Origin of the sequence: Achromobacter sp. E1, assembly GCF_037039475.1 — a bacterium.
GTDB classification, from domain to species: domain Bacteria; phylum Pseudomonadota; class Gammaproteobacteria; order Burkholderiales; family Burkholderiaceae_B; genus Achromobacter; species Achromobacter mucicolens.
The window spans coordinates 2,916,765-2,940,591 of sequence record NZ_CP146253.1 but is presented as its reverse complement, the minus strand read 5'-3'; the positions used below and the strand labels follow the sequence as shown (position 1 = coordinate 2,940,591).

14 protein-coding genes are annotated in these 23,827 nt (G+C 68.1%); 8 read left to right on the top strand and 6 right to left on the bottom strand.

Going from position 1 to position 23,827, the window contains the following annotated elements:
* Positions 1-16 precede the first annotated feature (16 nt).
* From V6V88_RS13530 to V6V88_RS13515, 4 genes are all read right to left on the bottom strand, one after another.
* Positions 17-445, bottom strand: coding sequence for a PRC-barrel domain-containing protein (locus V6V88_RS13530; protein WP_056317745.1), 429 nt, complete (start codon positions 443-445; stop codon positions 17-19).
* 231 nt (positions 446-676) lie between these two features.
* The gene (locus V6V88_RS13525; RefSeq protein ID WP_056317742.1) at positions 677-1,018 is read right to left on the bottom strand and encodes a DUF883 family protein; all 342 of its coding nucleotides are present in this window, start codon (positions 1,016-1,018) and stop codon (positions 677-679) included.
* Positions 1,019-1,107: 89 nt separating this feature from the next.
* Positions 1,108-1,308, bottom strand: a complete 201-nt coding sequence (locus V6V88_RS13520; protein ID WP_280018288.1) for a hypothetical protein — start codon at positions 1,306-1,308, stop codon at positions 1,108-1,110.
* Between the two features lie 39 nt (positions 1,309-1,347).
* Entirely contained in the window at positions 1,348-3,120 is a 1,773-nt protein-coding gene (locus tag V6V88_RS13515; RefSeq protein ID WP_338619499.1) for a thiamine pyrophosphate-requiring protein, read from the bottom strand.
* Between the two features lie 251 nt (positions 3,121-3,371).
* On the opposite strand from V6V88_RS13515, the gene glgA reads away from it, so the two are divergent.
* Genes glgA through treY form a run of 8 tightly spaced genes read left to right on the top strand, consistent with a single transcriptional unit; the run spans position 3,372 to position 22,360 of the window.
* The gene (glgA, locus tag V6V88_RS13510) at positions 3,372-4,940 is read left to right on the top strand and encodes a glycogen synthase GlgA (protein WP_338619498.1); all 1,569 of its coding nucleotides are present in this window, start codon (positions 3,372-3,374) and stop codon (positions 4,938-4,940) included.
* A gap of 12 nt (positions 4,941-4,952) precedes the next feature.
* Entirely contained in the window at positions 4,953-8,150 is a 3,198-nt protein-coding gene (locus V6V88_RS13505) for an alpha-1,4-glucan--maltose-1-phosphate maltosyltransferase (protein WP_338619497.1), read from the top strand.
* A 17-nt stretch (positions 8,151-8,167) separates the two neighbouring features.
* Positions 8,168-11,524: a maltose alpha-D-glucosyltransferase gene (gene treS / locus V6V88_RS13500; protein ID WP_338619606.1), complete on the top strand. Its 3,357-nt coding sequence runs from the start codon at positions 8,168-8,170 to the stop codon at positions 11,522-11,524.
* Positions 11,521-13,719 carry a 1,4-alpha-glucan branching protein GlgB gene (glgB, locus tag V6V88_RS13495; RefSeq protein WP_338619496.1) on the top strand — a complete coding sequence of 733 codons (2,199 nt, stop codon included), beginning with the start codon at positions 11,521-11,523 and terminating at the stop codon, positions 13,717-13,719. The genes treS and glgB overlap by 4 nt, the downstream gene beginning before the upstream one ends.
* A gap of 4 nt (positions 13,720-13,723) precedes the next feature.
* Complete coding sequence (glgX, locus tag V6V88_RS13490; protein WP_338619494.1) at positions 13,724-15,835, top strand: glycogen debranching protein GlgX; 2,112 nt, start codon at positions 13,724-13,726, stop codon at positions 15,833-15,835.
* A complete protein-coding gene (treZ, locus tag V6V88_RS13485) occupies positions 15,832-17,619 on the top strand; it encodes a malto-oligosyltrehalose trehalohydrolase (protein ID WP_338619492.1) in 1,788 nt (595 codons plus the stop codon). Before glgX ends, treZ begins: the two co-directional genes overlap by 4 nt.
* Positions 17,616-19,736, top strand: coding sequence for a 4-alpha-glucanotransferase (gene malQ / locus V6V88_RS13480; RefSeq protein ID WP_338619491.1), 2,121 nt, complete (start codon positions 17,616-17,618; stop codon positions 19,734-19,736). Before treZ ends, malQ begins: the two co-directional genes overlap by 4 nt.
* On the top strand, positions 19,733-22,360 hold the full coding sequence (gene treY, locus V6V88_RS13475; RefSeq protein WP_338619489.1) for a malto-oligosyltrehalose synthase: 2,628 nt from the start codon (positions 19,733-19,735) through the stop codon (positions 22,358-22,360). The genes malQ and treY overlap by 4 nt, the downstream gene beginning before the upstream one ends.
* A 123-nt stretch (positions 22,361-22,483) precedes the next feature.
* Here treY and V6V88_RS13470 read toward each other — a convergent pair whose 3' ends face one another.
* Together V6V88_RS13470 and V6V88_RS13465 are read right to left on the bottom strand one after the other, a co-directional pair.
* Positions 22,484-22,663 carry a hypothetical protein gene (locus V6V88_RS13470; protein WP_338619488.1) on the bottom strand — a complete coding sequence of 60 codons (180 nt, stop codon included), beginning with the start codon at positions 22,661-22,663 and terminating at the stop codon, positions 22,484-22,486.
* A gap of 177 nt (positions 22,664-22,840) precedes the next feature.
* Positions 22,841-23,752 (bottom strand): EAL domain-containing protein, encoded by a 912-nt coding sequence (locus V6V88_RS13465; RefSeq protein ID WP_338619486.1) that lies wholly within the window; start codon positions 23,750-23,752, stop codon positions 22,841-22,843.
* Between the last annotated feature and the right edge of the window lie 75 nt (positions 23,753-23,827).

Below are 23,827 nucleotides of genomic sequence, written 5' to 3'. Positions count from 1 at the left end.
CCTCTGGGACGACGGCTTACCAATACGGGGGCTGGTTGTAATACTGATGAATGCCTCTGGCCCAGGTTTCGTCCGCCATGCTGGGCCAATTGTCCTTGTCGAACCCGTCGGCGTTCTTGAGCACCTCCTTGTCCACGTTCAGCACGAAGCACTTGCGGTCGGTATCCAGCGTCAGCGCGCTCCACGGAATGGCGTACAGCTTGTCGCCAATGCCGAGAATGCCGCCACGCGAAAGGACGGCATACGCCACGCGCCCGTGCGGCACGTCCAGCATGATTTCCTGGATGCTGCCCAGCGATTCGCCGGCCGGGTTGTAGACGTCGTTCCCTTCAAGTGTGCTGGCCGCCATGATCTGCGGACCGGGGCCGCTGGGATCGTTTTTCGGACCGCCCACGATCTTGGTTTCGCTTTGCGCCTGGCCGGCGCCTGTCAACGGATGGTTCATGGTGAGTCTCCTTCAGTGAAGCGTCTTGCATGGCGAACGGTTCGGCATGCAGGTCACCTTCAAAGCAAGCCCTGTGCCACACCACGATGCGGCCGGTGCCCCGGCCTTGCGCAGGCCCGGCCCGGGCAGGATGGCAGTTCTTACATGCGGCCCCACAAAAATGCCGGGGCCGGCCCTGCGTGTACAGGATCGGCCCCGGCCGGCGCGCGGGTCGGACGGCGCGGGTTGGCGTCAGCGCCGGTTGCCGCGGTCCGACATCATGCAGATGCCGGCCAGCACGCCCAGCAGCACGGCGCCTGCGATGCTCTTCCAGGCGTTCTCATGCACGTATTCGTCCGTGGCGTGCGACACCACGCGCGCCCGGTCCCAGGCCGCGCGCTCCCATCCGCGGGCCTGATCGCGTGCGGCATCCAGCTGGTGCTTGAGCTTGTCACGGGCGGATTCGATCTCCGACCCGCTGTAGCTGGCGGTGCTTCGCAGCAAATCCTCGGTGCCTGATATCAAGTCGCGCATCGTCCGCGAAGACGAGTCCGAGGTGTGGAACATGTCGCGCAGCCTATCTCGTTTGTTCATGTGTACTCCTTTGAAAAGTGCGGATCGCTCCCCCCGCGGCACGGCGCACGCGAGGCGCGGCCCGCAAGCCGCAAGCCGTGCGAGACCGGTCACAGCCGGTCGATACCCGGCGTCTGCTGGGGGTCTACGCCCGGCATGGGATTGGGAATGCTGTCCGGAGGCCAACGCCCCTTCTCATCCTTGCCCGCGCCGGGCGCGTCGGGCTGAGGTTGTTCGGCTGGCGCCTGGTCCGGGGTCTTCTGCCCGCCCTGTCCGGGCGGTGGGGAACGCGTCCCCTCGGTGTTTGCCATGATGTGCTCCTGAAATGAAAAGACTGATGCAATCGGCTGTCAACTTGCCCACCATTGCTTGATCGTCGCGCGCAGCGCCGCGCCGCCCGTGGCGGCGTCTTCCTGGCGCAGCGCCTTGAAATACGCGCCGATCTGCTTGGCCGGGATGTGGGGCGGCAACGGCGGCATCTCGGGATCGGTCACCATCTCCAGCACGACAGGACGTCCCGCCGCCAAGGCGCGGTCCCACGCCGGTCCGACGTCGTCGGGACTGTCCACCCGGATGCCCTCCAGGCCCAGCATCCGGCCGTATTCCGCGTAAGAAAACTTCGGCAACCACTGCGAGTCCGGAAAACGCGGGTCCCCGCCCATCACTCGCTGTTCCCACGTCACCAGGTTCAAATCGCCGTTGTTCAGCACCATGACGATCAGAGTGGGATTGCTCCAGTCCTGCCACCGGTGGGCAATGGTGATGAGCTCGTTGATGCCCAGCATCTGCATCGCGCCGTCGCCTACCAAGGCGATGACAGGGCGATCCGGGTAGGCAAGCTTTGCCGCCACCGCATAGGGCACGCCGCAACCCATCGTGGCCAGCCCGCCCGACACCGAACCCATCATGCCGGCCTGAATGTCGACGTTGCGCGCATACCAGTTGGCGGCCGAGCCCGAGTCGCAGGTCAGGATGGTCCGCGCAGGCAACCGCTTGGACAACTCCAGGAACGGGCGCTGAGGATTGATCGGCTTGGCATCGACCATCGCACGGGCATGCACCGTTTCGCGCCAGGCGGAAACCTGCTTCTCGATACGCTCGCGCCAGCGCCGCGTTTTCTTGGGTTCCAGCAGCGGTATCAGCGCTTCCAGCGTCAATCGGCTGTCGCCCACCAGCCCGATCTCCACGGGATAGCGCAGGCTGAGCTTGCGGCCGTCGCGGTCGATCTGCACGGCGCGCGCCTGGCCTTCCTGCGGCAGGAATTCCGCATACGGGAACGAGGTGCCCACCATCAGCAGCGTGTCGCACTCGTTCATCATGTCCCAGCTTGGCTGCGTGCCGAGCAGTCCGATGGCGCCCGTCACGTAAGGCAGGCTGTCCGGCAGCACCGCCTTGCCCAGCAGCGCCTTGGCCACGCCCGCGCCCAGCAGCTCGGCGACCTGGCCGACCTGTTCGCCCGCCTGCAGCGCGCCCGCGCCCACCAGGATTGCCACCTTCTCGCCGCGATTCAGGATGTCGGCGGCGTTGCGCAGCGCGTCCGGGCCGGGCACGGCGGCGTGGGAGGTCACGCCGATGCCTGTGTGCACCGTGCCATGCTCGCGGGGCGGCGCCGGCACGGCCGGCAAATCCTGCACGTCGTTGGGAAAGATGACGCAGGTCACGCTGCGGCGCTCCAGGGCAATGCGCATGGCGCGGTCCACCATATGGCGCGCTTGCTCGGCCGTCGTCGCCATCTGCACGTAATCGTGCGCGACGTCCTTGAACAGGCTGATCAGGTCCACTTCCTGCTGGTAGTCGCCGCCCAGCGCGCTGCGGGCCTGTTGGCCCACCAGCGCCACGACCGGCTGATGATCCAGCTTGGCGTCATACAGACCGTTGAGCAGATGGATGGCGCCGGGCCCCGAGGTCGCCAGGCATACCCCGACCTGCCCCGTGAATTTGGCATGGGCGCACGCCATGAAAGCGGCGCTTTCTTCGTGGCGGGCCTGTACGAATTCCAGCGGCTCCTGCGTGCGGCCAAAGGCGCCGATGAGCCCGTTGATGCCGTCGCCGGGATACCCGTACACCGTGCGCACGCCCCACTGCGACAGCCGCTTCAACACGAAGTCCGACACTGTTTCCATACGTTTCTCCATGCGGTCGTCGTTGAAAGCGTCTCCATGCAGCAACCGCCGTTCCTGCCCCCGATTGGAATTTGGGCGCAGGGGCGCAGATAAAAATTACAAACCGGCCGTGGCGGGCGCCAGGCCTGCGTCGTCGCTCCATCGTTTGGATGACCCGCATTTGTGCTGCATTGCGCAATTTTTCTGGCGCCAGCGGTTTTGGGCACACGGCTTGCGTAAGGGGAAGCCTCGGCCTATCAACTGGAGCAAGCATGGCGAAGACAAGAACCCTGATTGTGGCGGGAGAAGCTTTTCCGCTGGCCAAAACGGGCGGACTGGGAGATGCCATTACCGGCATGGCCCGCGCGTTGATGGAGGCGCGAATGCCTCTGAGCGTGCTGCTGCCTGCCTATCGGGGCGTGCGCGCCAAGCTGAACCGCGTGCGCGAAGGGGCCACGCTTGATGATCTGCCTGGCGGTCCGGCCGTCCTGCTGGAAGGCAAATGCCCCCAATCCGGCATCGACTATCTGGTGCTTGAGAACGATGCCCTGTACGACCGTGGCGGCCTCTACGCCGACGAGAACGGGCGCGAGCACCCCGACAACGGCTTGCGCTATGCAGCGCTTGCGCACGCCGCCGTGCGCGTGGCGGCGGGCTTGCCGGGCGTTGCACGCCCCACGCTGGTGCACGCGCACGACTGGCATGCCGGCCTGGTGCCGCTGCTGCTGCGCGCGGCCGACCTCGCCGACGTGAAAAGCGTGATGACCATTCACAACCTGGCATTCCAGGGGCTGTTCCCGATGGCATGCGCCGACGAGTTTGGCGTGCCCGAATGGGCCCGCACCGACGACGGCGCCCAGGCCTGGGGGCAGCTCAACTTCCTGAAGGCCGGCATCCGCTACGCGGACCGCGTCACCACGGTCAGCCACACCTACGCCCGCGAAATCATGACGCCGCAGTTCGGGTGCGGCCTGGAAGCGCTGCTGCGCAGCCGTGCGGACGACCTGCTGCCGATCCCGAACGGCATCGACGACGTGCTGTGGAACCCTGCCCACGATCCGTACCTGCGCAGCCACCGCTATTCGGTCCGAGACCTGACCAACAAGATTCATTGCAAGGCGGCATTGCAACGCGAGTTCGGCTTGCGCCCGGATCTGGGCGCGACGGTGATGGGGATGGGCAACCGCCTGACCGAACAGAAGATGGCGGACGTCGCGGTGCACGCGCTTCCCGAAGCGCTGGACCGTCACCCCAATCTGCAGATCGCCATCCTGGGTCAAGGCGATCACCGGCTGGAAGAAGCCTTGCAGGACATCGCGCGCCGCTATCCGGGACGCTGCGCCACGCATATCGGCTACGACGAGGGCATCGCCCACCGTCTGCACGCCGGCTCCGACATCCTGCTGCATGCCAGCCGCTTCGAGCCGTTCGGCCTGACCCCGCTCTATGCGATGCGCTACGGCACCCTGCCGATCGGCTCGCGGGTCGGCGGCATGGCCGATACGATCCAGGATCCCGGTCCGCGCGCCCCGCTGTCGGCCATGGCATCGGCCACCGGCGTGCTTTTTGAAGGCGACACGCCGCAGGCCATGAGCGCCGCGATCGATCGCGCCATCGACCTGCGCGGCCACGGCATTCTCTGGCGGCTGATGCAGCGCAACGCGATGAGCAGCGATTTCGGCTGGCGCGCCGCGGTCAGCCTATACGCCAGCCTGTACCGGTCGCTGGTGGAACCCGAGTATCGCGATGCGGCGCCCGCCTCGGCCCTGCAACCCGCCGACGTTGCCGCCGTCAGCCGCCGCCAGCCGCGAGCGGGCGGCGCACTGCCAGCCGCCATCTAAGGAGCCAGCCCGGTGCCCCGTTCCACCGCCCTCGCGCCGTCCCGCGCCCCGCTACGTCTTTATCACGCCCGCTCTGGCCTGCCGGAGGGTTCATCCGACCGTCAGGCCCTGTGCGAGCGCCTCGCGCAACGCGGGTTCAATGCCGTGCTGGTGCCGGCGCCGTGGCTGACCGGGCCAGAACCGGGCTCGAATGCCGCGCGCGATGCGGACACTGCGCGCGTGGACGGCAAGGACACGCCAATTACTCAGTGGTACACCGAGGTCGCGGCGCAGTTGACGGCCCACGGGTTGTCGCTGTTCGTCGACGTGATCCTGGACCGCAGTGCGCGCCATGCCGTGGCGACCACCGCCGAACCCGGGTGGTACCGGTCACTGCATGAAGAACCCGCGCGCGATCCGCGACTGACGCCGCAGGAGCGCGGGGTGATGCACCTGCCTGAAGGCCCCCTGCCGCCCGGCTTTCTGCCGGCGTGGACGGCGCGTCTGCTCGACTGGACCCGCAGCGGGGTCAAGGGCCTCGTGTTCCAGGCGCCTCACCGGCTGCCGGCAGAGGCGTGGCGGGAACTGGGGGCCGCGTTGCGCGCGCAGAATCCGGATGTGCGCCTGTTGGCCTGGACACCCGGCCTGTCGCCCGCCGACCTGGCGGGCCTGCGGGACGCGGCGTTCGACGCCGCGTTTTCTTCCCTGCCCTGGTGGGACTTCAAGTCGTCGTGGCTGGCGGAAGAGGACGCGCGCCTGCGCGCCATTGGCGACGTCATTGCGGCGCCGCCGCAATCCGGCGCGCAGTGGCCGTCTGAATACGGGCTCAGCGCGCTCTGGAGCGCGGCGGTGTCGGGCGATGGACTCATGCTGACGGACGAGGACGAACACCGCCTGCCGGACGTGCAAGCCGTGAACGCCTGGTTCGACGGCTCCCGGCTCAAGGGCCCGTTGTGCCTGCTGGGCGGCCGGGACGGCAGCTGCACCGTGATGCTGCGCGATGCGGGCGATGGCGCGACACTGGCGCTTGCCATCAATCCGTCGCCCACGCAGCACGCGGGCGTGGATTGGGATGCCCTGGCGCCGATGTTGCCGCCGGCCGATCTCGTCCCCTTTACTCCACCGGCCGGTTTGCAGAGGCAGGCCGATTCCCTGTCCGCGGGCGACTGCGCGCTGCTGATGTTCCAACCCACCCAGCCGGTCCGCGACGCCGTGCGTCATCATCGGACGCGCGCCGACGACCTGGCCAACCAGCGCGTCGCGCTGGAGAACATCAGCCCTGCCGTCGATGGCGGCCTCTATCCGGTCAAGACCATCCCGCACGCGCGCATCGCCGTGCAGGCCGACATCTTCATGGACGGGCACGACCAACTCGCCGCCGAGGTGCGCTGGCGGGCCAAGGACGAGGCGCGCTGGCACACCGTCCCGATGACGCGCGGCCTGAACGACCGCTGGGAAGGCGCATTCCGCCCTCGCCGCATTGGGGCCCATGAATTCGTGGTGGCCGCCTGGTTCGACGCCTGGCATACGTTTGCCCATGACATCGAGGTCAAGCACCAGGCGGGCCGCGATATCAGCCTGGAGATCCACGAAGGCCTCGCACTGCTGCGCGACGCCCTGGCGCGCGCCGACGCCGGCTCGCCCGCCGGCGCGGACGCCGAGCCCGTGCGCCGTGCGCTGGCGGCCTTCGCGGACGCCGACCTGGCCCATCCCGTCCCGCCGACGCAAGCGCAGGTCGACGTGCTGCTGGACCCGGCGTTGGCGCATGCCATGCACGCGCTTGACGACCACCCGTTCGAAGCGGTCACCGCCACGGCCTACCCGGTCTGGGTGGACCGCAGCCAGGCCGTCCATTCCAGCTGGTACGAGCTTTTCCCGCGGTCGCAGGCGGCCGAACCCGGCCGCCACGGCACCTTCGACGACGTGGTCGCGCGGCTGCCGGACATCCGCGAGATGGGCTTTGACGTGTTGTACATGCCGCCCATCCACCCGATCGGCCAGCGCAACCGCAAAGGCCGCAACAACAGCCTGCGCGCCGAGCCCGGCGACGTGGGCAGTCCCTACGCCATCGGGGCGCAGAGCGGCGGCCACGACGCCATCGAGCCCGCGCTGGGCACCCTGTCCGACTTCCTGAACCTGGTGGATGCTGCCGCTCAGCATGGCATGGAGATTGCGCTGGACTTTGCCATCCAGTGTTCGCCGGATCATCCGTGGCTGACGCAGCATCCGGACTGGTTCTCGTGGAGGCCGGACGGGTCGATGCGCTACGCCGAGAATCCGCCGAAAAAGTACGAGGACATCGTCAACGTGTCCTTCTACGGCGGCCAGAACCGCCGCGGCCGCAAGCTGGGCTTGTGGCGCGCGCTGCGCGACGTGGTGCTGTTCTGGGTGAACCACGGCGTGCGCATCTTTCGCGTGGACAATCCCCACACCAAGCCCCTGCCGTTCTGGCAGTGGCTGATCTGCGAAGTCCACGCGCAGCATCCGGACGTGATCTTCCTGTCCGAGGCCTTCACGCGCCCCAAGATGATGTACCGGCTGGCCAAGATCGGCTTCACGCAGTCGTACACGTACTTCACGTGGCGCAACGAGCGGGCCGAGCTGGAAGCCTACCTGCAAGAGATTTCGTCGCCGCCGGCGGCCGACTTCTTCCGTCCGCACTTCTTTGTGAACACCCCGGACATCAACCCGTTCTTCCTGCAGACCTCGGGACGCCCGGGCTTTCTGATCCGCTCGGCGCTGGCCGCGTTGGGCTCGGGACTGTGGGGCGTGTACAGCGGGTTTGAACTCTGCGAAGGCGCGCCACTGCCGGGCAAGGAAGAGTACCTGGACTCCGAGAAGTACGAATTGCGCCAGCGCGACTGGCACGCCCCGGGCAACATCCGGGCCGAGATCACACGGCTGAACCAGATCCGGCGCGCCAACCCGGCGTTGCAGACGCATCGCGGCCTGACGCTGGCCGCCAGCAGCAACAACCGGGTGCTGGCTTTCTACAAGTCCACGCCCGGCCACGGCAACGTGGTGCTGGCCGTCATCAGCCTGGATCCGTTCCAGGCGCAGGAGACGCGCGTCGAGGCGCCATTCTGGCTGTTCGGCGAATCGGACGCCGGTCAGCTGTCCGCCGAAGACCTGCTGACCGAAACCTGCGAGACCTGGCATCAGAAGCACCGCAGCCTGACGCTGACCCCCGACCAACCCTATCGCGTGTGGCGGCTTTCGCTGCATGGATGAAGCCCGCGCCCGACGCCATGATGAGTAAAGCCCAACCCATTCACGATGATCCCCTCTGGTACAAGGACGCCGTCATTTACCAGCTTCACGTCAAGTCGTTCTTCGACTCGAACGGCGACGGCGTTGGCGACCTGCCCGGCCTGATTTCCAAGCTGGACTACATCGCCAGCCTGGGCGTGAACACCATCTGGCTGCTGCCCTTCTATCCGTCGCCCCGCCGCGACGACGGCTACGACATCGCGGACTACCGCGGCGTGCACTCGGACTACGGCACCATCGCCGACGTGCGCAAGCTGATCCGGGCCGCGCATGCCCGGGGCCTGCGCATCATCACCGAACTGGTGGTCAACCACACGTCGGACCAGCACCCGTGGTTCCAGCGCGCCCGTGCGGCCAAGCCCGGATCGGCGGCGCGCAACTTCTATGTCTGGTCCGACAACGACAAGGCGTACGCCGGTACGCGCATCATCTTCTGCGATACCGAAAAGTCGAACTGGACGTGGGATCCAGTGGCCAACGCCTACTTCTGGCACCGCTTCTATTCGCACCAGCCCGACCTGAACTACGACAATCCGCAAGTGCTCAAGGAAGTGCTGTCCGTCATGCGCTATTGGCTGGACATGGGCGTGGACGGGCTGCGCCTGGACGCGGTGCCCTACCTGGTGGAGCGCGAAGGCACCAACAACGAGAACCTGCCCGAGACGCATGACGTGCTCAAGCAGATCCGGGCAGTGATCGAGGCCGAGTACCCCGGCCGCCTGCTGCTGGCCGAAGCCAACCAATGGCCCGAGGACGCGCAGGAGTATTTCGGCGCGGGCGACGAATGCCACATGTCCTTTCACTTCCCGCTGATGCCGCGGATGTACATGGCCATCGCGCAGGAAGACCGCTTTCCGATCACCGACATCATCCGCCAGACGCCCGATATTCCGCCGACCTGCCAGTGGGCCATCTTCCTGCGCAATCATGATGAGCTGACGCTGGAGATGGTGACGAGCCGCGAGCGCGACTACCTGTGGAACGTCTACGCGGCCGAGCCGCGCGCCCGCATCAACCTCGGCATCCGCCGCCGGCTGGCGCCGCTGCTGGAACGCGACCGGCGCCGCGTCGAGCTGATGAACAGCCTGCTGCTGTCGATGCCCGGCACGCCGGTTCTTTACTACGGCGACGAACTGGGCATGGGCGACAACGTCCACCTGGGCGACCGCGATGGGGTGCGCACGCCGATGCAATGGTCGCCCGACCGCAATGGCGGCTTTTCGCGCGCCGATCCCGAGCGGCTGCCATTGCCCGTGCTGATGGGCCCGCTGTACGGCTACGAGGCCGTCAACGTCGAGGCGCAGCAGCGCGACCCGCATTCGCTGCTGAACTGGACGCGGCGCATGCTGGCCCAACGCGGACAGAGCCGAGCCTTTGGGCGCGGCACGCTGCGCTTCATCTACGCCGGCAACCGCAAAATACTGGCCTATCTGCGGCAGTTCGAAAGCACCACGATCCTGTGCGTGGCGAACCTGTCGAATGCGGCCCAACCGGTCGAGCTGCACATGCAGGAGTTCTCGGGCCGGGTGCCCGTCGAAATGCTGGGCGGCACGCCCTTCCCCGCGATCGGCGAACTGCCCTATCTGCTGACGCTGCCGCCCTACGGCTTTTACTGGATGGACCTGAGCCAGGACGCCGCGCCGCCCGGATGGCACGCGACGGCGCCCGCCCAGATGCCCGAACTGATTACCCTGGTGCTCAAGAACCGGGGCGGCGCGGCGCTGACCGACGCGTCCCGCGCCACGCTGGAGCGCGAGATCCTGCCGCAGTATCTGGCGCGCCAGCGCTGGTATCCGGGGTCGGAGGCGCCAGCCCGCGCACGTCTGGCCTACGCCACGCCGTTCGCCTCGGCCGAGGGGGAATTCTATTGGGCCGAGATCGAGCCGGAGGACGGCACGACGGGCATGCGCGCGCAAGCGCCCTTTGTCCTGGTCTGGGACGAGACCGCCGTCATCCAGTACGCCATCGCCCGTGTGCGCCGCGGCGCCGAAGTGGGCGTCCTGGCCGACGCCTTCCTGCAGCCGGGCTTCGTGCGCAGTACGCTCCGCGCGATGCAGGCGAGCGCGGAACTTGACGGACGCAGCAGCGGCAAGCCGGGCGACAAGCCGGGCGTGATCCGCTTTCTGCCCGAGGCGGGGCTGGCCGGCATGGATTTCGACGGCGACCTCGACATGCACTGGCTGTCGGGCGAACAGTCCAACAGCTCGGTCATCGTCGGCAATGCCGTCATCCTGAAGCTGATCCGCAGCGTGCAGCCGGGCCTGTCGCCTGAAGCCGAGATGACCCGCTACCTGACGCGGGCCGGCTACGGGAACATTCCGCCGCTGCTGGGCGAGGTGCAACGCGTCGACGCCGAGGGCGTCGTGCACACGCTGGCGGTCGCGCACGGCTACGTCTCCAATGAGGGCGATGCCTGGAGCTGGACGCTGGACTACCTGAAGCGCACGCTGGCCAACGCCCTGCTGGTTGGCAGCTCGCCCGAGGAGTTCGAGGAAACCCTGGAAGGCTACGCCGTCATGGCCGGCACCATCGGAGAACGGCTGGGCCAGATGCACACGCTGCTGGCCGCGCCAACCGATGATGCGGACTTCCAGTCGCGAGCCGCCAGCCAGACGGATGCGGACAAGCGGGCCGAGCAGGTGCTCGCGCTGCTGGACCGCGCCGAAAAGAACCTGCGCGCGACGCTGGACAAGCTTGAAGAGCCGTCGCATGCCTGCGCGGAGTGGTTCTTCGAGCATCACGAGCGCCTGGCCAAGCGCGTCACCGAGATGGCGCAGGCCGAGGTGGGCGCGCCGTGGCTGCGCATACACGGCGACTTCCACCTGGGCCAGGTGCTGGTCGCGCAGACCGACGCATACCTGATCGATTTCGAAGGTGAGCCGATCAGCAGCCTGGAAGTGCGGCGATCGCTCGCTTCTCCGTACAAGGACGTGGCCGGCATGTTGCGCTCGTTTGACTATGCGGCGGCGTCGATTGCGCGGACGGACCTGATCGGCGGCGCGCATCTGGACGCCAATGCGGGAGCGGACGACGTGCCCGCGCCGCCCGTCGCGCCGGCCGAACAGCGCGACGCCCTGCTGGCGCGTTTCCGCCAGCGGGCCTCGGACGCGTTTCTGCAGGGGTACACCGGCGTGCGCGGCGGCGACCTTGCCGCCACGGAGGATCGCGAGGATACGCTGCTGATCCTGGCACAACTGGAGAAAGCCGCCTACGAGGTCAGCTACGAAGCGGCCCACCGGCCAGACTGGATTTCGATTCCCCTGTGCGCCCTGACCGAACTGGCGCGCGGCGTCCTGCTGTCGGCCGCCATCGATGCCGAAGGAAAAACGTCATGACCGCAGGCTTTGCCTCTCCCGCCGCTGCCACCAACGGCCACATCGACGCGCAGGAGCTGACCGCGCTGGCCCACGGGCTGCACGACAACCCTTTCGGGGTGCTGGGGCCGCACGACGGCTGGGTGCGCGTCTTCGTTCCCGGGGCTTCGGCCGTGGCAGTCCTGGATCAGGATGGCGATCGCACGCCCCTGGAGGAACAGGCGCAGGGCCTGTACGTCGGCCGCGTGACGTACGCGCAGGCCGGCGACGGGGCTTCCTACCGGCTGGCGATCCGCTGGCCTGCCGCCGAACAGGTCACCGCCGATCCGTATGCCTTCGGCGCCCTGCTGGATGACGCCACGCTGCAACGCCTGGCCCAAGGCGCGTGGCGTGAGGCCGGCGAGGCCCTGGGCGCGCACCTGGTCGAGGTGGACGGCGTCAGCGGCCTGCGCTGCGCAGTCTGGGCGCCCAACGCCCGGCGGGTTGCGGTGGCGGGCGATTTCAATGGCTGGGATGCGCGCCGCCACGGCATGCGTCTGCGCCACGCTGCCGGGGTGTGGGAAATCTTCATTCCCGGCGTACGCCCCGGCGACCGCTACAAATTCGCCATCACCGACCGCAACGGCAATCAGTTCATGAAGGCCGATCCGATGGCGCGCCGCAGCGAGATGGCGCCGGCCACGGCCTCGATCGTGGACGACCCCGCGCCCTACGCCTGGTCCGACGACGACTGGATGCAGTCGCGCGGGGCCCGCCAGTCTCCCGGCGCGCCCGTGTCGATCTACGAGGTCCACGCCGGATCGTGGAGCAGTGTCGAAGCGGGCCCCTGCGCCTGGGACCAGATGGCGGACAAGCTGCCGGGCTATGCCCGCGCCATGGGCTTCACGCATCTGGAATTGATGCCGATCATGGAGCATCCGTTCGGCGGCTCGTGGGGCTACCAGCCGCTTGGCATGTTCGCGCCCACGGCGCGCTACGGGCCGCCCGAGGCCTTCGCCCGCTTTGTCGACCGCTGCCACGCCGCCGGCATCGGCGTCATCCTGGATTGGGTGCCCGCGCACTTTCCCGACGACGCGCATGGCCTGGCCACCTTCGACGGAACCTCGCTGTACGAATACGAGGATCCGCGCGAGGGCTATCACCCCGACTGGCACACCATGGTCTACAACCTGGGGCGCAACGAGGTGAAGGCGTTCATGATCGCGAGCGCCATGCACTGGCTACGCCGGTTCCACGTCGACGGGTTGCGTGTGGACGCGGTGGCGTCGATGCTTTACCGCGACTACAGCCGCCGGCCCGGTGAATGGATACCCAACCGCTATGGCGGCCGCGAGAACCTTGAGGCCGTCCAGTTTCTGCAAGAGCTGAACGACACCGTGCGCCACGAGGTGCCGGACGCCATCATGGTTGCCGAAGAGTCCACCGCGTGGCCGGGCGTGACCGCGCCCGTGTCCGAAGGCGGTCTCGGGTTTCACTACAAATGGAACATGGGCTGGATGCACGACACCCTGCACTATCTGGCGCAGGATCCGATCCATCGCCGTTACCACCACCACGACATCACGTTCGGCATGGTGTACGCGTACAGCGAGCGCTTCATCCTGCCGCTGTCGCACGACGAGGTGGTGCACGGCAAGGGGTCGTTGCTGGGCAAGATGCCCGGCGACAAGCAGGCGCGGCTGGCCAACCTGCGCGCGTACTTCGGCTTCATGTGGGCGCATCCCGGCAAGAAGCTGCTGTTCATGGGCGGCGAGCTGGCCCAGCCCACCGAATGGAACCACGACGCCACGCTGGACTGGAACCTGCTGGACGACGCGGGCCATCTGGGCATGCAGCGTCTCGTGGCGGACCTGAACCGCCTGTATCGCGACCTCCCGGCCCTCCACGCGCGAGACGCGGACCCCTCGGGGTTCGCATGGACGATCATGGACGACCAGGACAACAGCGTCGTCGCCTTCATTCGCACCGACGGCCAGCAGCACGTGCTGGCCGTGTCGAATTTCACGCCGGTCACCCGGCACGATTACCGCATCGGGGTTCCTCGGGCCGGCCGCTGGGCTGAACTGCTGAACACCGACGCGTCCCACTACGGCGGGTCCGGCCAGGGCAACCAGGGCGGGGCCAACACCGGCGACATGGCTGCCCACGGGCAGCCGCAGGCCCTGTCGCTTACCCTGCCGCCCCTCTCGACTCTCTTCCTGATGCACGAAGGCTGAATCCATGGATCCGTCCCAACTGACCCGAATCACCGGCGGCCAGCCCCACCCGCTGGGCGCCACCAGCGATGGCCTGGGCGTGAATTTCGCGGTGTTCTCCGCGCACGCCACCCGTATCGAGCTGTGCATCTTCGATCCGAAGGGGCGCAAGGAATTGCGCCGCTTCGACCTGCCGGAGTGCACGGACGAAATCTGGCACGGCTATCTGCCGGATGCCCAGCCCGGCCTGCTGTACGGCTACCGCGCCCACGGCCCGTACGATCCGCAAAATGGGCACCGCTTCAACCCGAACAAGCTTCTGCTGGACCCTTATGCGCGCCAGCTGAGCGGCCCGCTGCACTGGAGCAATGCGCTCTTTGGCTACCGCATGAATCACTCGCGGCAGGACCTGAGCTTCGACCGCCGCGACAGCGCCCCCGCCATGCCCAAGGCCATCGTGGCCGATGAGGTGCCGTTCAACTGGGGCAACAGCAAGGCCCCGGACACGCCCTGGAACGACACGACGATCTACGAAGTTCACTTGCGCGGCGTGTCGATGCAGCGCGAGGACCTGCGCCAGCCGCTGCGGGGCACCTGCGCGGCCCTGGCCGATCCGCATTTCATCGAGCATCTGCAGCGTCTGGGCGTGACGGCGGTGGAACTCTTGCCGGTGTATGCCTTCCTGCAGGACCACTTCCTGACCGAGCGCGGGCTGCGCAACTACTGGGGCTACAGCACCCTGTCCTACTTCGCGCCGGAACCGGCGTACCTGATGCAGCACCCCAACGAACTGCGGCTGGCGATCCGCCGTCTGCACGCGGCGGGCATCGAGGTGATCCTGGACGTGGTCTACAACCACACCTGCGAAGGCAACGAAATGGGCCCGACGCTCTCCTGGCGCGGCCTGGACAACGCCAGCTACTACCGCCTCATGCCGGGGCAAGAGCGCTACTACATCAACGACACGGGCTGCGGCAACACGGTCAACATGTCGCATCCGCGGGTGCTGCAGATGGTGACCGACTCGCTGCGGTACTGGGCCACCTCTTACGGGGTGGACGGCTTTCGCTTCGACCTGGGCGTGACGCTGGGCCGCGAGGGCAACGGCTACGACCCCGGCTCGGGATTCTTCGACGTGATCCTGCAGGATCCGGTGCTGTCCAGGCTCAAGCTCATCTCCGAACCGTGGGACATCGGCCCGGACGGCTACCAGCTGGGCAACCACCCGCCCGGGTTCGCGGAATGGAACGACAAGTTCCGCGACACCACGCGCCGCTTCTGGCGCGGGGATGAAGGCATGCGCGGCGAGATGGCGGCGCGGCTGTGCGGGTCGCGCGACATCTTCGACCGCCGCCATCGCCGCCCCTGGTCCAGCGTCAACTACGTGGCCTCGCACGACGGCTTCACGCTGGCCGACATCGTCAGCTACGACGGCCGTCACAACGAGGCCAATGGCGAGGACGGCAACGACGGCCATTCCGAGAACTTCAGCCACAACTGGGGCGCCGAAGGGCCGACCGAGGATCCGCAAATCCTGGAGACGCGCGGCCGCGTCCAACGTGCGCTGCTGGGATCGGCCATGCTGTCCGACGGCACGCCGATGCTGCTGGCGGGAGATGAATTCGGCAACAGCCAGGAAGGCAACAACAACGCCTACTGCCAGGACAACGCCATTTCCTGGCTGGACTGGACGCAGGCCCAAAGCGATGCCGGCCGGGCGCTCAGCCGCTATGTTGGCCGTTTGACGGCCCTGCGCCGCGCGCATCCCAGCGTGCGCAGCGCCCGCTATGGCGATGCGGGCCAGGAGGTCCTGCCGGGCGTCCCGGCCATTTCCTGGTTCGACGCATCGGGCGCGCCGCTTGAGGGCCCGGCGTGGGACGCCGAACAGGAGCGCGTCATGGGCTTGCGCCGTGCCGCGCTGCGCCCCGAGGGCGGCGCCGACGTGACGCTGTTGCTGATGAACCCCACGCACGAAGCCGTGACCTTCACGCTGCCCGAAGCCGGCTTCGCCTGGTCTTTGGAACTGGACTCGGACAAGCCAGCCGCGCCCGCGCCATGGGACGAGCCAACGGTGACGGTTGCGCCTCATAGTCTTGTCTTGATGGGACAGCGAGCGGAATCTGGAGAGGCGACATGACGCATCCGTACTCATTCGGCGCCTTGCCGCTGGAAAGCGGCGTCACCCGCTTTCGGCTGTGGGCGCCGAGCGCCCCGCCGGGTCTCGTGCTGGAGGTCGAGGGCCATCCCCCGATTCCGATGCGGCCCGGCCCGGACGGCTTTGCGCAAGCCGACGTGGACTGCCCGGCGGGCGCCCGCTACCACTATCGGCTGGACGACGGCACCGTCATGCCCGATCCCGCCTCGCGTCTGCAGGACGGCGACGTGCATGGCGACAGCATTGTCGTGGCGCCCGGCGCGTACCGCTGGCGCCACCCGCAATGGACCGGCCGCCCGTGGGAAGACACCGTCATCTACGAAGTCCACGCGGGACTGGCCGGCGGCTACGCGGGCCTGATCGCGCGGTTGCCCGAATTGGCCGACATGGGCATCACCATGCTGGAGCTCATGCCCATCGCCGATTTTCCGGGAGAGCGGAACTGGGGCTATGACGGCGTGCTGGCCTATGCGCCCGACACCGCGTACGGTTCGCCCGACGATCTGAAGAACCTGATCGACACCGCGCATGGATTGGGCATGGGCGTGATGCTGGACGTGGTCTACAACCACTTCGGCCCGGACGGCAATTACCTGTCGGCCTATGCCGCGCCCTTCTTTCGCACCGATATCGACACGCCGTGGGGGGCCGCCATCGACTTCCGGCAGGAGGCCGTCAGCGCCTTCTTCAAGGAAAACGCGCTGTACTGGCTGACCGAATACCGCTTTGACGGCCTGCGCCTGGACGCTGTCCATGCCATCGCCGGACACGAGTGGCTGCACGAGCTGGCCGGCTTCGTGCGCGACAACGTCTCGGCCGAGCGCCACGTGCATCTCGTCGTCGAAAACGACGACAACCGCGCCAGTCTGCTGCGCGGCGATTTCGAGGCGCAATGGAACGACGATGCGCACCATGTGCTGCACCATCTGCTGACCGGCGAATCGCGCGGTTACTATTCCGACTACGCCGAAGCGCCCGCGCAGGCGCTGGCGCGCTGCCTGGCCGAAGGCTGGGTGTATCAAGGCCAACCCTCCGCCTACCGGGGCAACCAGCCGCGTGGCGAGCGCAGCGCCGACCTGCCTCCCACGGCCTTCGTTCTGTTCCTGCAGAACCATGACCAGACCGGCAACCGCGCGCGCGGCGAACGCCTGACCGAGCTGGTGGACAACCCCCAGCGTCTGCGTGCGGCCGTCGCACTGCAATTGCTGGCGCCGCAGATCCCGTTGATCTTCATGGGCGAGGAACGCGGATCGCGCGCGCCGTTCCTGTATTTCACGAGCCACACCGATCCCGAGCTGGCGCAGGCGGTGCGCGACGGCCGGCAACGCGAATTTTCGGCCTTTCCCGAATTCGCCGGCGATACTCCTACCGCGCAGTTGCCCGATCCGAACGACGAGTCCACCTACCACGCCAGCTATCCCTGGCAGGACGAGCCAGATGCGGGGCAGTGGATGCGCGACTATACGGCGCTCCTGCAATTGCGCGCGCGCATGATCGCGCCGCGGCTGGCGGGCGCGGTCAGCCTGGGCGCCGCGGCGGTGGGCGACCGTAGCGTGTTTGCGCGCTGGGAATTGGCCGATGGCGCCCGCCTGACGGTCTACGCGAACCTGGGCCCCAATCCTCAGACCGTGCCCGATTCGCTCATGCCCGGTCCGGACGTGTTCGCGACCCTGCTGTTCGAATCGCCCGCGGGCGGTCGGGACCGGCTCGCGCAAGGCGAACTGTGCCCGGACAGCACCGTCTGGCTGCTGGAGGACGCGGCATGAAGCGCACCAGTGCCGAGCCGGATGGCCTGTCCGCGCTGGCCGCCGAGGCCGGCATCGCGGAGCATTGGACCGATGCGCGCCAGCGCCCGCAGCGCGTCGCGCCGGAAACCTTGCGCGCGCTGCTGGCTGCGATGGACCTGCCGGCAGAGACGTCCCGGGACATCGCCGACAGCCGCCAGCGCTTGGCGGAACAGGCGGCGGACGCGCTGCCGCCCATGCTGGTGACGCGGTGCAACGCCCGCACGCCGCTGCCCAAGACTGCGCGCGGCCCCTATCGCATCCTGTGCGAATCCGGCCACATCCTGAACGGCCATATTCAGGCGGGCGCGGACGGTATCCCCTTCCTGGTCGCACCCGACGAGCCCGGCTACCACCGGCTGCTGTTGACGTCGGCGCAGGCCACGCTGGCAGTGGCGCCGCGGGAGGCCCCGAGCCTGGCCGATCTGACCGGCGCGGCCAGCCCGCGCTGTTGGGGTCTGGCCGCACAGGTCTACAGCCTGCGCCAGGACGCGCGCGCCGACACGCCGCGCACGCACGGTTTCGGCGATTTTGGCGCGCTGCGCGAACTGGCGGTGGCCGCTGCCGAGCAAGGCGCGGACATGCTTGCCATCAGCCCGGTTCACGCGATGTACGCCGCGCAACCCGAGCGATCCAGCCCGTATTCGCCGTCCAACCGCCTGTTCCTGAACGTGCTGTACGCCGATCCCGCCCCCGTGCTGGGCCAGGATGCGCTGCAGCGCGCGCTGGCCGGCGTCGCCCCCGCGGCGTTGACCGCGCTGGACGAATTGGCGCGCATCGACTGGCCGGCCGCTGCGGCGATCCGCTTGCAAGGGCTGCGGTCCCTGCATGCCGAATTTGCCGTCCATGGCGGCGTCAGTGAGCGGGCGCGCTATGCGAAATTTTGCACCGAGCGCGGCCAGGCCCTGCGCGACCACGCGATCTTTGAAGCGCTGCATGCGGCGCAACGCGCGCCCGGCGGGTCGATCCCCGCGTGGCAGCGCTGGCCTGCCGCCCTGCGCGATCCCGCCTCGTCGCAGGTGCAACGCTTTGCCGAGGACCATGCGCTGGACGTGGACTTTCACCAATTCGCGCAGTGGCTGGCGGCAGAGAGCCTGGTGGCGGCGCACGCCGCGGGCCGCGAGGCCGGCATGCGGCTCGGCCTGCTCGCCGATCTGGCCGTGGGCGCCAGTCCGGACGGCAGCCACGCCTGGAGCCGCCAGGCCGACCTCATGCGCGGCATGTCCGTGGGCGCGCCGCCCGACATCTACAACCCCCTCGGACAGTACTGGGGCCTGACCGCCTTGTCGCCGCGCGCGCTGCACACCCAGGGCTACGCCGCCTTCATCGACATGCTGCGCGCCGTGCTGGCGCATACCGGCGGCGTGCGCATTGACCACATCCTCGGGATGGCGCGTCTGTGGCTTGTGCCCGAGGGCGCGTCGCCCGCCGATGGCGCCTACCTGCGCTATCCGCTGGACGACATGCTTGCGCTGATCTCGCTGGAGGCCTGGCGCCACCGCGCCTGCGCCATCGGCGAAAACCTGGGCACCGTGCCGGAGGGCTTTGATGACCGGCTCAAGGACAACGGCGTGCTCGGCATGAACGTGCTCTGGTTCATGCGTCAGGCGCCGGACGCCCAGCCGGGTCCCGACGCCCCGGCCGGTTTCACTGCGCCCGCCGAGTGGCCGCGCAACGCCGTCGCCATGACGACGACGCACGACTTGCCCACCCTACGCGGCTGGTGGGACGAGCGCGACATCGACTGGCGCGTGAAACTGGGTCTGCTCGGCGCCGACGACAGCGAGGAAAGTCTTCGCGCCGGACGGGCGTTGGACCGCGAACTGCTCTCGCGGGCGCTGGACCCAAGCCTGGCAACGCCGCCCGCCGAAGCGCCGGTGCCCGCGCTTCTGCAGTTCGTGTCCTCCAGCCCGTGTCCCCTGATGTTGATTCCGATGGAAGACGTTGCCGGCGTGCTGGACCAGCCAAACCTGCCCGGCACCATCGACACCCACCCCAATTGGTGCCAAAGGTTGCCGCTAAGCATCCGCGCGACCTTTGCCGATCCCGACACGCAGGCCCGCCTGGATGCCGCGCGCGCCGGAAGGAGACAATCTTGAGCACACCGCAAGCCACCGCCCGGCTGCAACTGCACGCAGGCTTCACGCTCGACGACGCGTGCGCCCAGGTGGATTACTACGCGGACCTGGGGGTCAGCCATCTGTATCTGTCGCCCATCACCCGCGCGCGAGCGGGCTCCACGCACGGCTACGATGTCATCGACCACGCCGTAGTCAGCCCGGAACTGGGCGGCGAACCCGCCCTGCTCCGGCTGGCCAGCGCCGCGAGGGCACGCGGCCTGGGCCTCATCGCGGATATCGTGCCCAACCACATGGCGGCCCATCCCACCAACGCGTGGTGGCGCGACGTGCTCGCCAACGGCGCGGCAAGCGCGTGGTCCGCCTACTTCGATATCGACTGGAATCGTCCCGCGCCGGCGCTGCGCAACAAGGTCCTGCTGCCCGTGCTGGGCGACCCGTACGGCGCGTCCCTGGAACGCGGCGCGATCACGCCGCAATGGGACCCGGATGCCGCCGCCCCCGAGCTGGACGTGCATGGCCAGCGCTATCCGCTGACCCCGTCGTCCGTGCCGCGCGGCGCTGCACGCGAAGCGTGGCTGCGCGAACACGACCCCGCCGAGGCGCCCGGCCGCCAGCGTCTGCATGAACTCCTGGAACGCCAGCACTACCGCCTTGCGTGGTGGCGCACCGCGCCCGACCAGATCAACTGGCGGCGCTTCTTCGAAATCAGCGAACTGGTCGGCGTGCGTGTCGAGGACGAGGCGGTCTTTGACGCCGTCCACGCGCTTGTCCTGCGCCTGTACGCGCAAGGCGTGCTGGACGGCCTGCGCATCGACCACATCGACGGGCTGGCGTCGCCCGGCGGCTACTTGCGGCGGCTGTCGGCGCGTCTGGCTCAAGCCAACGCCAGCCGGCCCGCTGCGCTGCGCCAGGATCAACCGTATCTGGTCGTGGAGAAGATCCTGGCGCATGACGAGGCGCTGGATCCTCGCTGGCAGACGGACGGCACCACGGGCTACGACTTCATGGACCAGGTGAGCGCCGTGCTGCATGACCCGCAGGGCGAAGCGCCGCTGCGCACATTCTGGCAAGAATTGACAGGCGACGACCGCGACGCTGCCGAGCAGCTGCGCGCGGCGCGCGTGCGCATGCTGGTGCGGCACTTCCCCGCCGAACGGCAGGCGCTGGTCGGCTGCCTTGAACAGATCGCCAGCCAGGACGTGCGCACGCGCGACTGGACCGCAACAGCGATCGACCGCGCGCTGAGCGCCCTGCTGGCGGCCTTCCCCGTCTACCGCACTTACGCCGAGGACGAGGGCAGCAACCCGGCGGACGCGCATCGGCGCAACACGGCCGTCCAGGGCGCCGCGTTGGCACTGGCGGCTCGTGAAGGTTCGGCGGACGCCACGCTGCTGGCGCAGATCGCCGAATGGTTCAATGGCCAGCCGGAGCACGCCACTGCACTACGACGCTTTCAGCAACTGACGCCGCCCCTGGCCGCGAAGGCGCTGGAGGACACCCTTTTCTACCGTTACGGGCCGCTGCTGTCTCGCAACGAGGTCGGCGCGTCGCCCGCGCGCTTCTGCCTGTCCGGCGACGAGTTCTTTCAGGCCTGTGCCGCCCGAGCCCGCACGCATCCCCGCGCCATGCTGGCCACCGCCACGCATGATCACAAGCGCGGCGAAGACACGCGGGCCCGTCTGGCCGTCCTGACGGAGATGCCGCAGCGCTGGCTGGAAGCGGCGCGTGGCTGGATCGACGCCATGCCTGCCGGCATGACGCGTGCGGACCGCTACATGCTCATCCAGACCCTGGTCGGCGCCTGGCCCTGCGACTGGCGCGCCGACCCATCCGATTGGCCGGCCGACCGCCTGCAACCCTGGCTGGACCGTGTCGCCCAATGGCAGGAAAAGGCGCTGCGCGAAGCCAAGCTGCACACCAGCTGGACCGACCAGGACCCGGCGTACGAAGCGGCCGCAAAGGCGTGCCTGACCTGGCTGGGCCACGACGCTGACGGCCGCGCCGTGCTGGCCAGCATTGCGGCCTTTGCGCTGGAAATCGCACCCGCCGGCATGGTGAACAGCTTTACCCAGACGCTGCTGCGCTGCACGTTGCCGGGCGTGCCGGACCTCTATCAGGGTACGGAACTCTGGGATTTCAGCCTCGTCGACCCGGACAATCGCAGGCCGGTCGACTACGGCCTGCGCGCCCGGCTGCTGGCCGAAGGGTCGCGCGACGTGGCAATGGACCTGTCGGAATCGGCTTGGCGCATGGGCGCGGTCAAGCAGGCCCTGATTCACCGCCTGCTCCTTGCCCGCCAGCGTACCCCCGCGCCGTTTGCGGCAGGCACCTTGCACGCCCTGCAAGCCGAAGGCAGCCAGGCGGACCACGTGCTGGCCTACATGCGCCAACATGAGGGTCAGACGGCCCTTATCGTCGGGACGCGCACCTGCGCATTGCAGCTGACCGGCTATGTAAACGGGGATCCGGGCGCGGCGCGGGCGTTCTGGGGCGATACGGCACTGCGGCTGCCTGCGGCAAGGACGGCGTTGTCCTGGCACGACGCGCTAACCGGGCGCCGGGTGCGCGCGGGCGCCGATGGCCTGCTGCCGGTATCGGAAGTGCTGCGCGATGGCCCGGCGGCGTTGTGCCTGTCTGCGTGAGCGCGCGACGGCCCTTCAAACGCAATTCGGCCCCGGATACGCCACGGAGGAGGCGCGGCCGGGGCCGTCAGGCGCTACGCAGACAACCGCGCGCTGGTGACGCGGCAGGCGTAGCCAACGCGTTTAGCGCTGGGTCCTGTTCTGCTGGCCTGAAGTCTGACCTTGTTGATTCCGGTCTTTCTCCATTTGCTGACCCGATTGTCCGGGCTGTTGACCCGGCGACTGATTGCGGTCCCGCGGATTTTCCTGGGACTGTTGCTTTTGCTGTTGCTTCTGCTGGTCGGGTTGGTTCTGGTTGGCCATTACAAGTCTCCTAGTAAGCGGAGATATTCCGCCCAGATACCAGAGCAACCGGCGTGCCCAGCGCAGGCGCGGCGGGCGGGTCCAGGGCAAGCATTTTCAGGGGACGGGGCCCGGGCTGGGCAATTCCCGCGCCGGTCGGTAAAAACTACGCTCGCGCAGAACGACGGCAGGCGGCGACTACGCCACCGTGCGCATGACAACGGGCCGTGTGGACTCACTTTCCTGGCTGGGACCATCGAAAGCATCCAGCCACGACGACGCATAAGCGGCGGGCGCGGCCAGCGGCTCGCCGCCGTCGCGTTGCGTGCGCAGGCGCAAGATCAGTTCGTCCAGCGGCATGGGCCGGCCCAGCGAAAAGCCCTGCCCGTAGCGGCATCCGGCCGCACGCAGCGCGGGAATGTCGGCCACGTTTTCCACCCCTTCGGCAACCACGCGCCAGCCCAGCCGGGTAGCCAGCTCCGCGGCGGTGCGCAGCACCTCAAAAGCCACGGCGCTGCGGCGCATCCGAGTCACGAAATACTGATCGATCTTCACCTCCGACAGCGGAAGCGCCGACAGCAGCTTGAGCGACGCATGGCCGGTGCCGAAATCGTCCAGGCTGACTTCGCAACCCGCCTCTTCCAGCCGAAGCAGCGACGCGCGCAGCACGTCCAGATCATGGATGGGTTGGTCTTCGGTCAATTCCACGCGCACCAGCGAGGGTGGCAATTCAGCGGACCGCACGCGATCCAGCAGGAAATCGATGCAGCGCGCCTCGGAAAGCGTGGTGGCCGGCGCATTGATCGCCAGCGGCACCGCCAACCCCAGGCGGCGCAGTGTCTGGAGCGCATCGATGACCCGCACGCAGACGCGCTCGAACAGCACGCAGTCCAGCCCTAGCCGGTTCACGGCCGGGATGAAGTCCGACGGCATCACGATGCCCAGTTGCGGATGCTGCCATCGGACCAATGCTTCGGCCGATACGATCCTGCCCGTCAGCAGGTCCACTTGCGGCTGCAGGAGCACGCGCAGCCCTTCCCGGCTGGTGATCATGGCGGTAATTTCCGCATCGCTGACCACGGAATTTTGGCAAGGCTCAGTGTTGATCATGGCTTGCTCCAGATGCGCTCCGACGTGATGCCTGCGCTGTCCGGGCGCAGATCGGGACACGATATTCGGGCATTC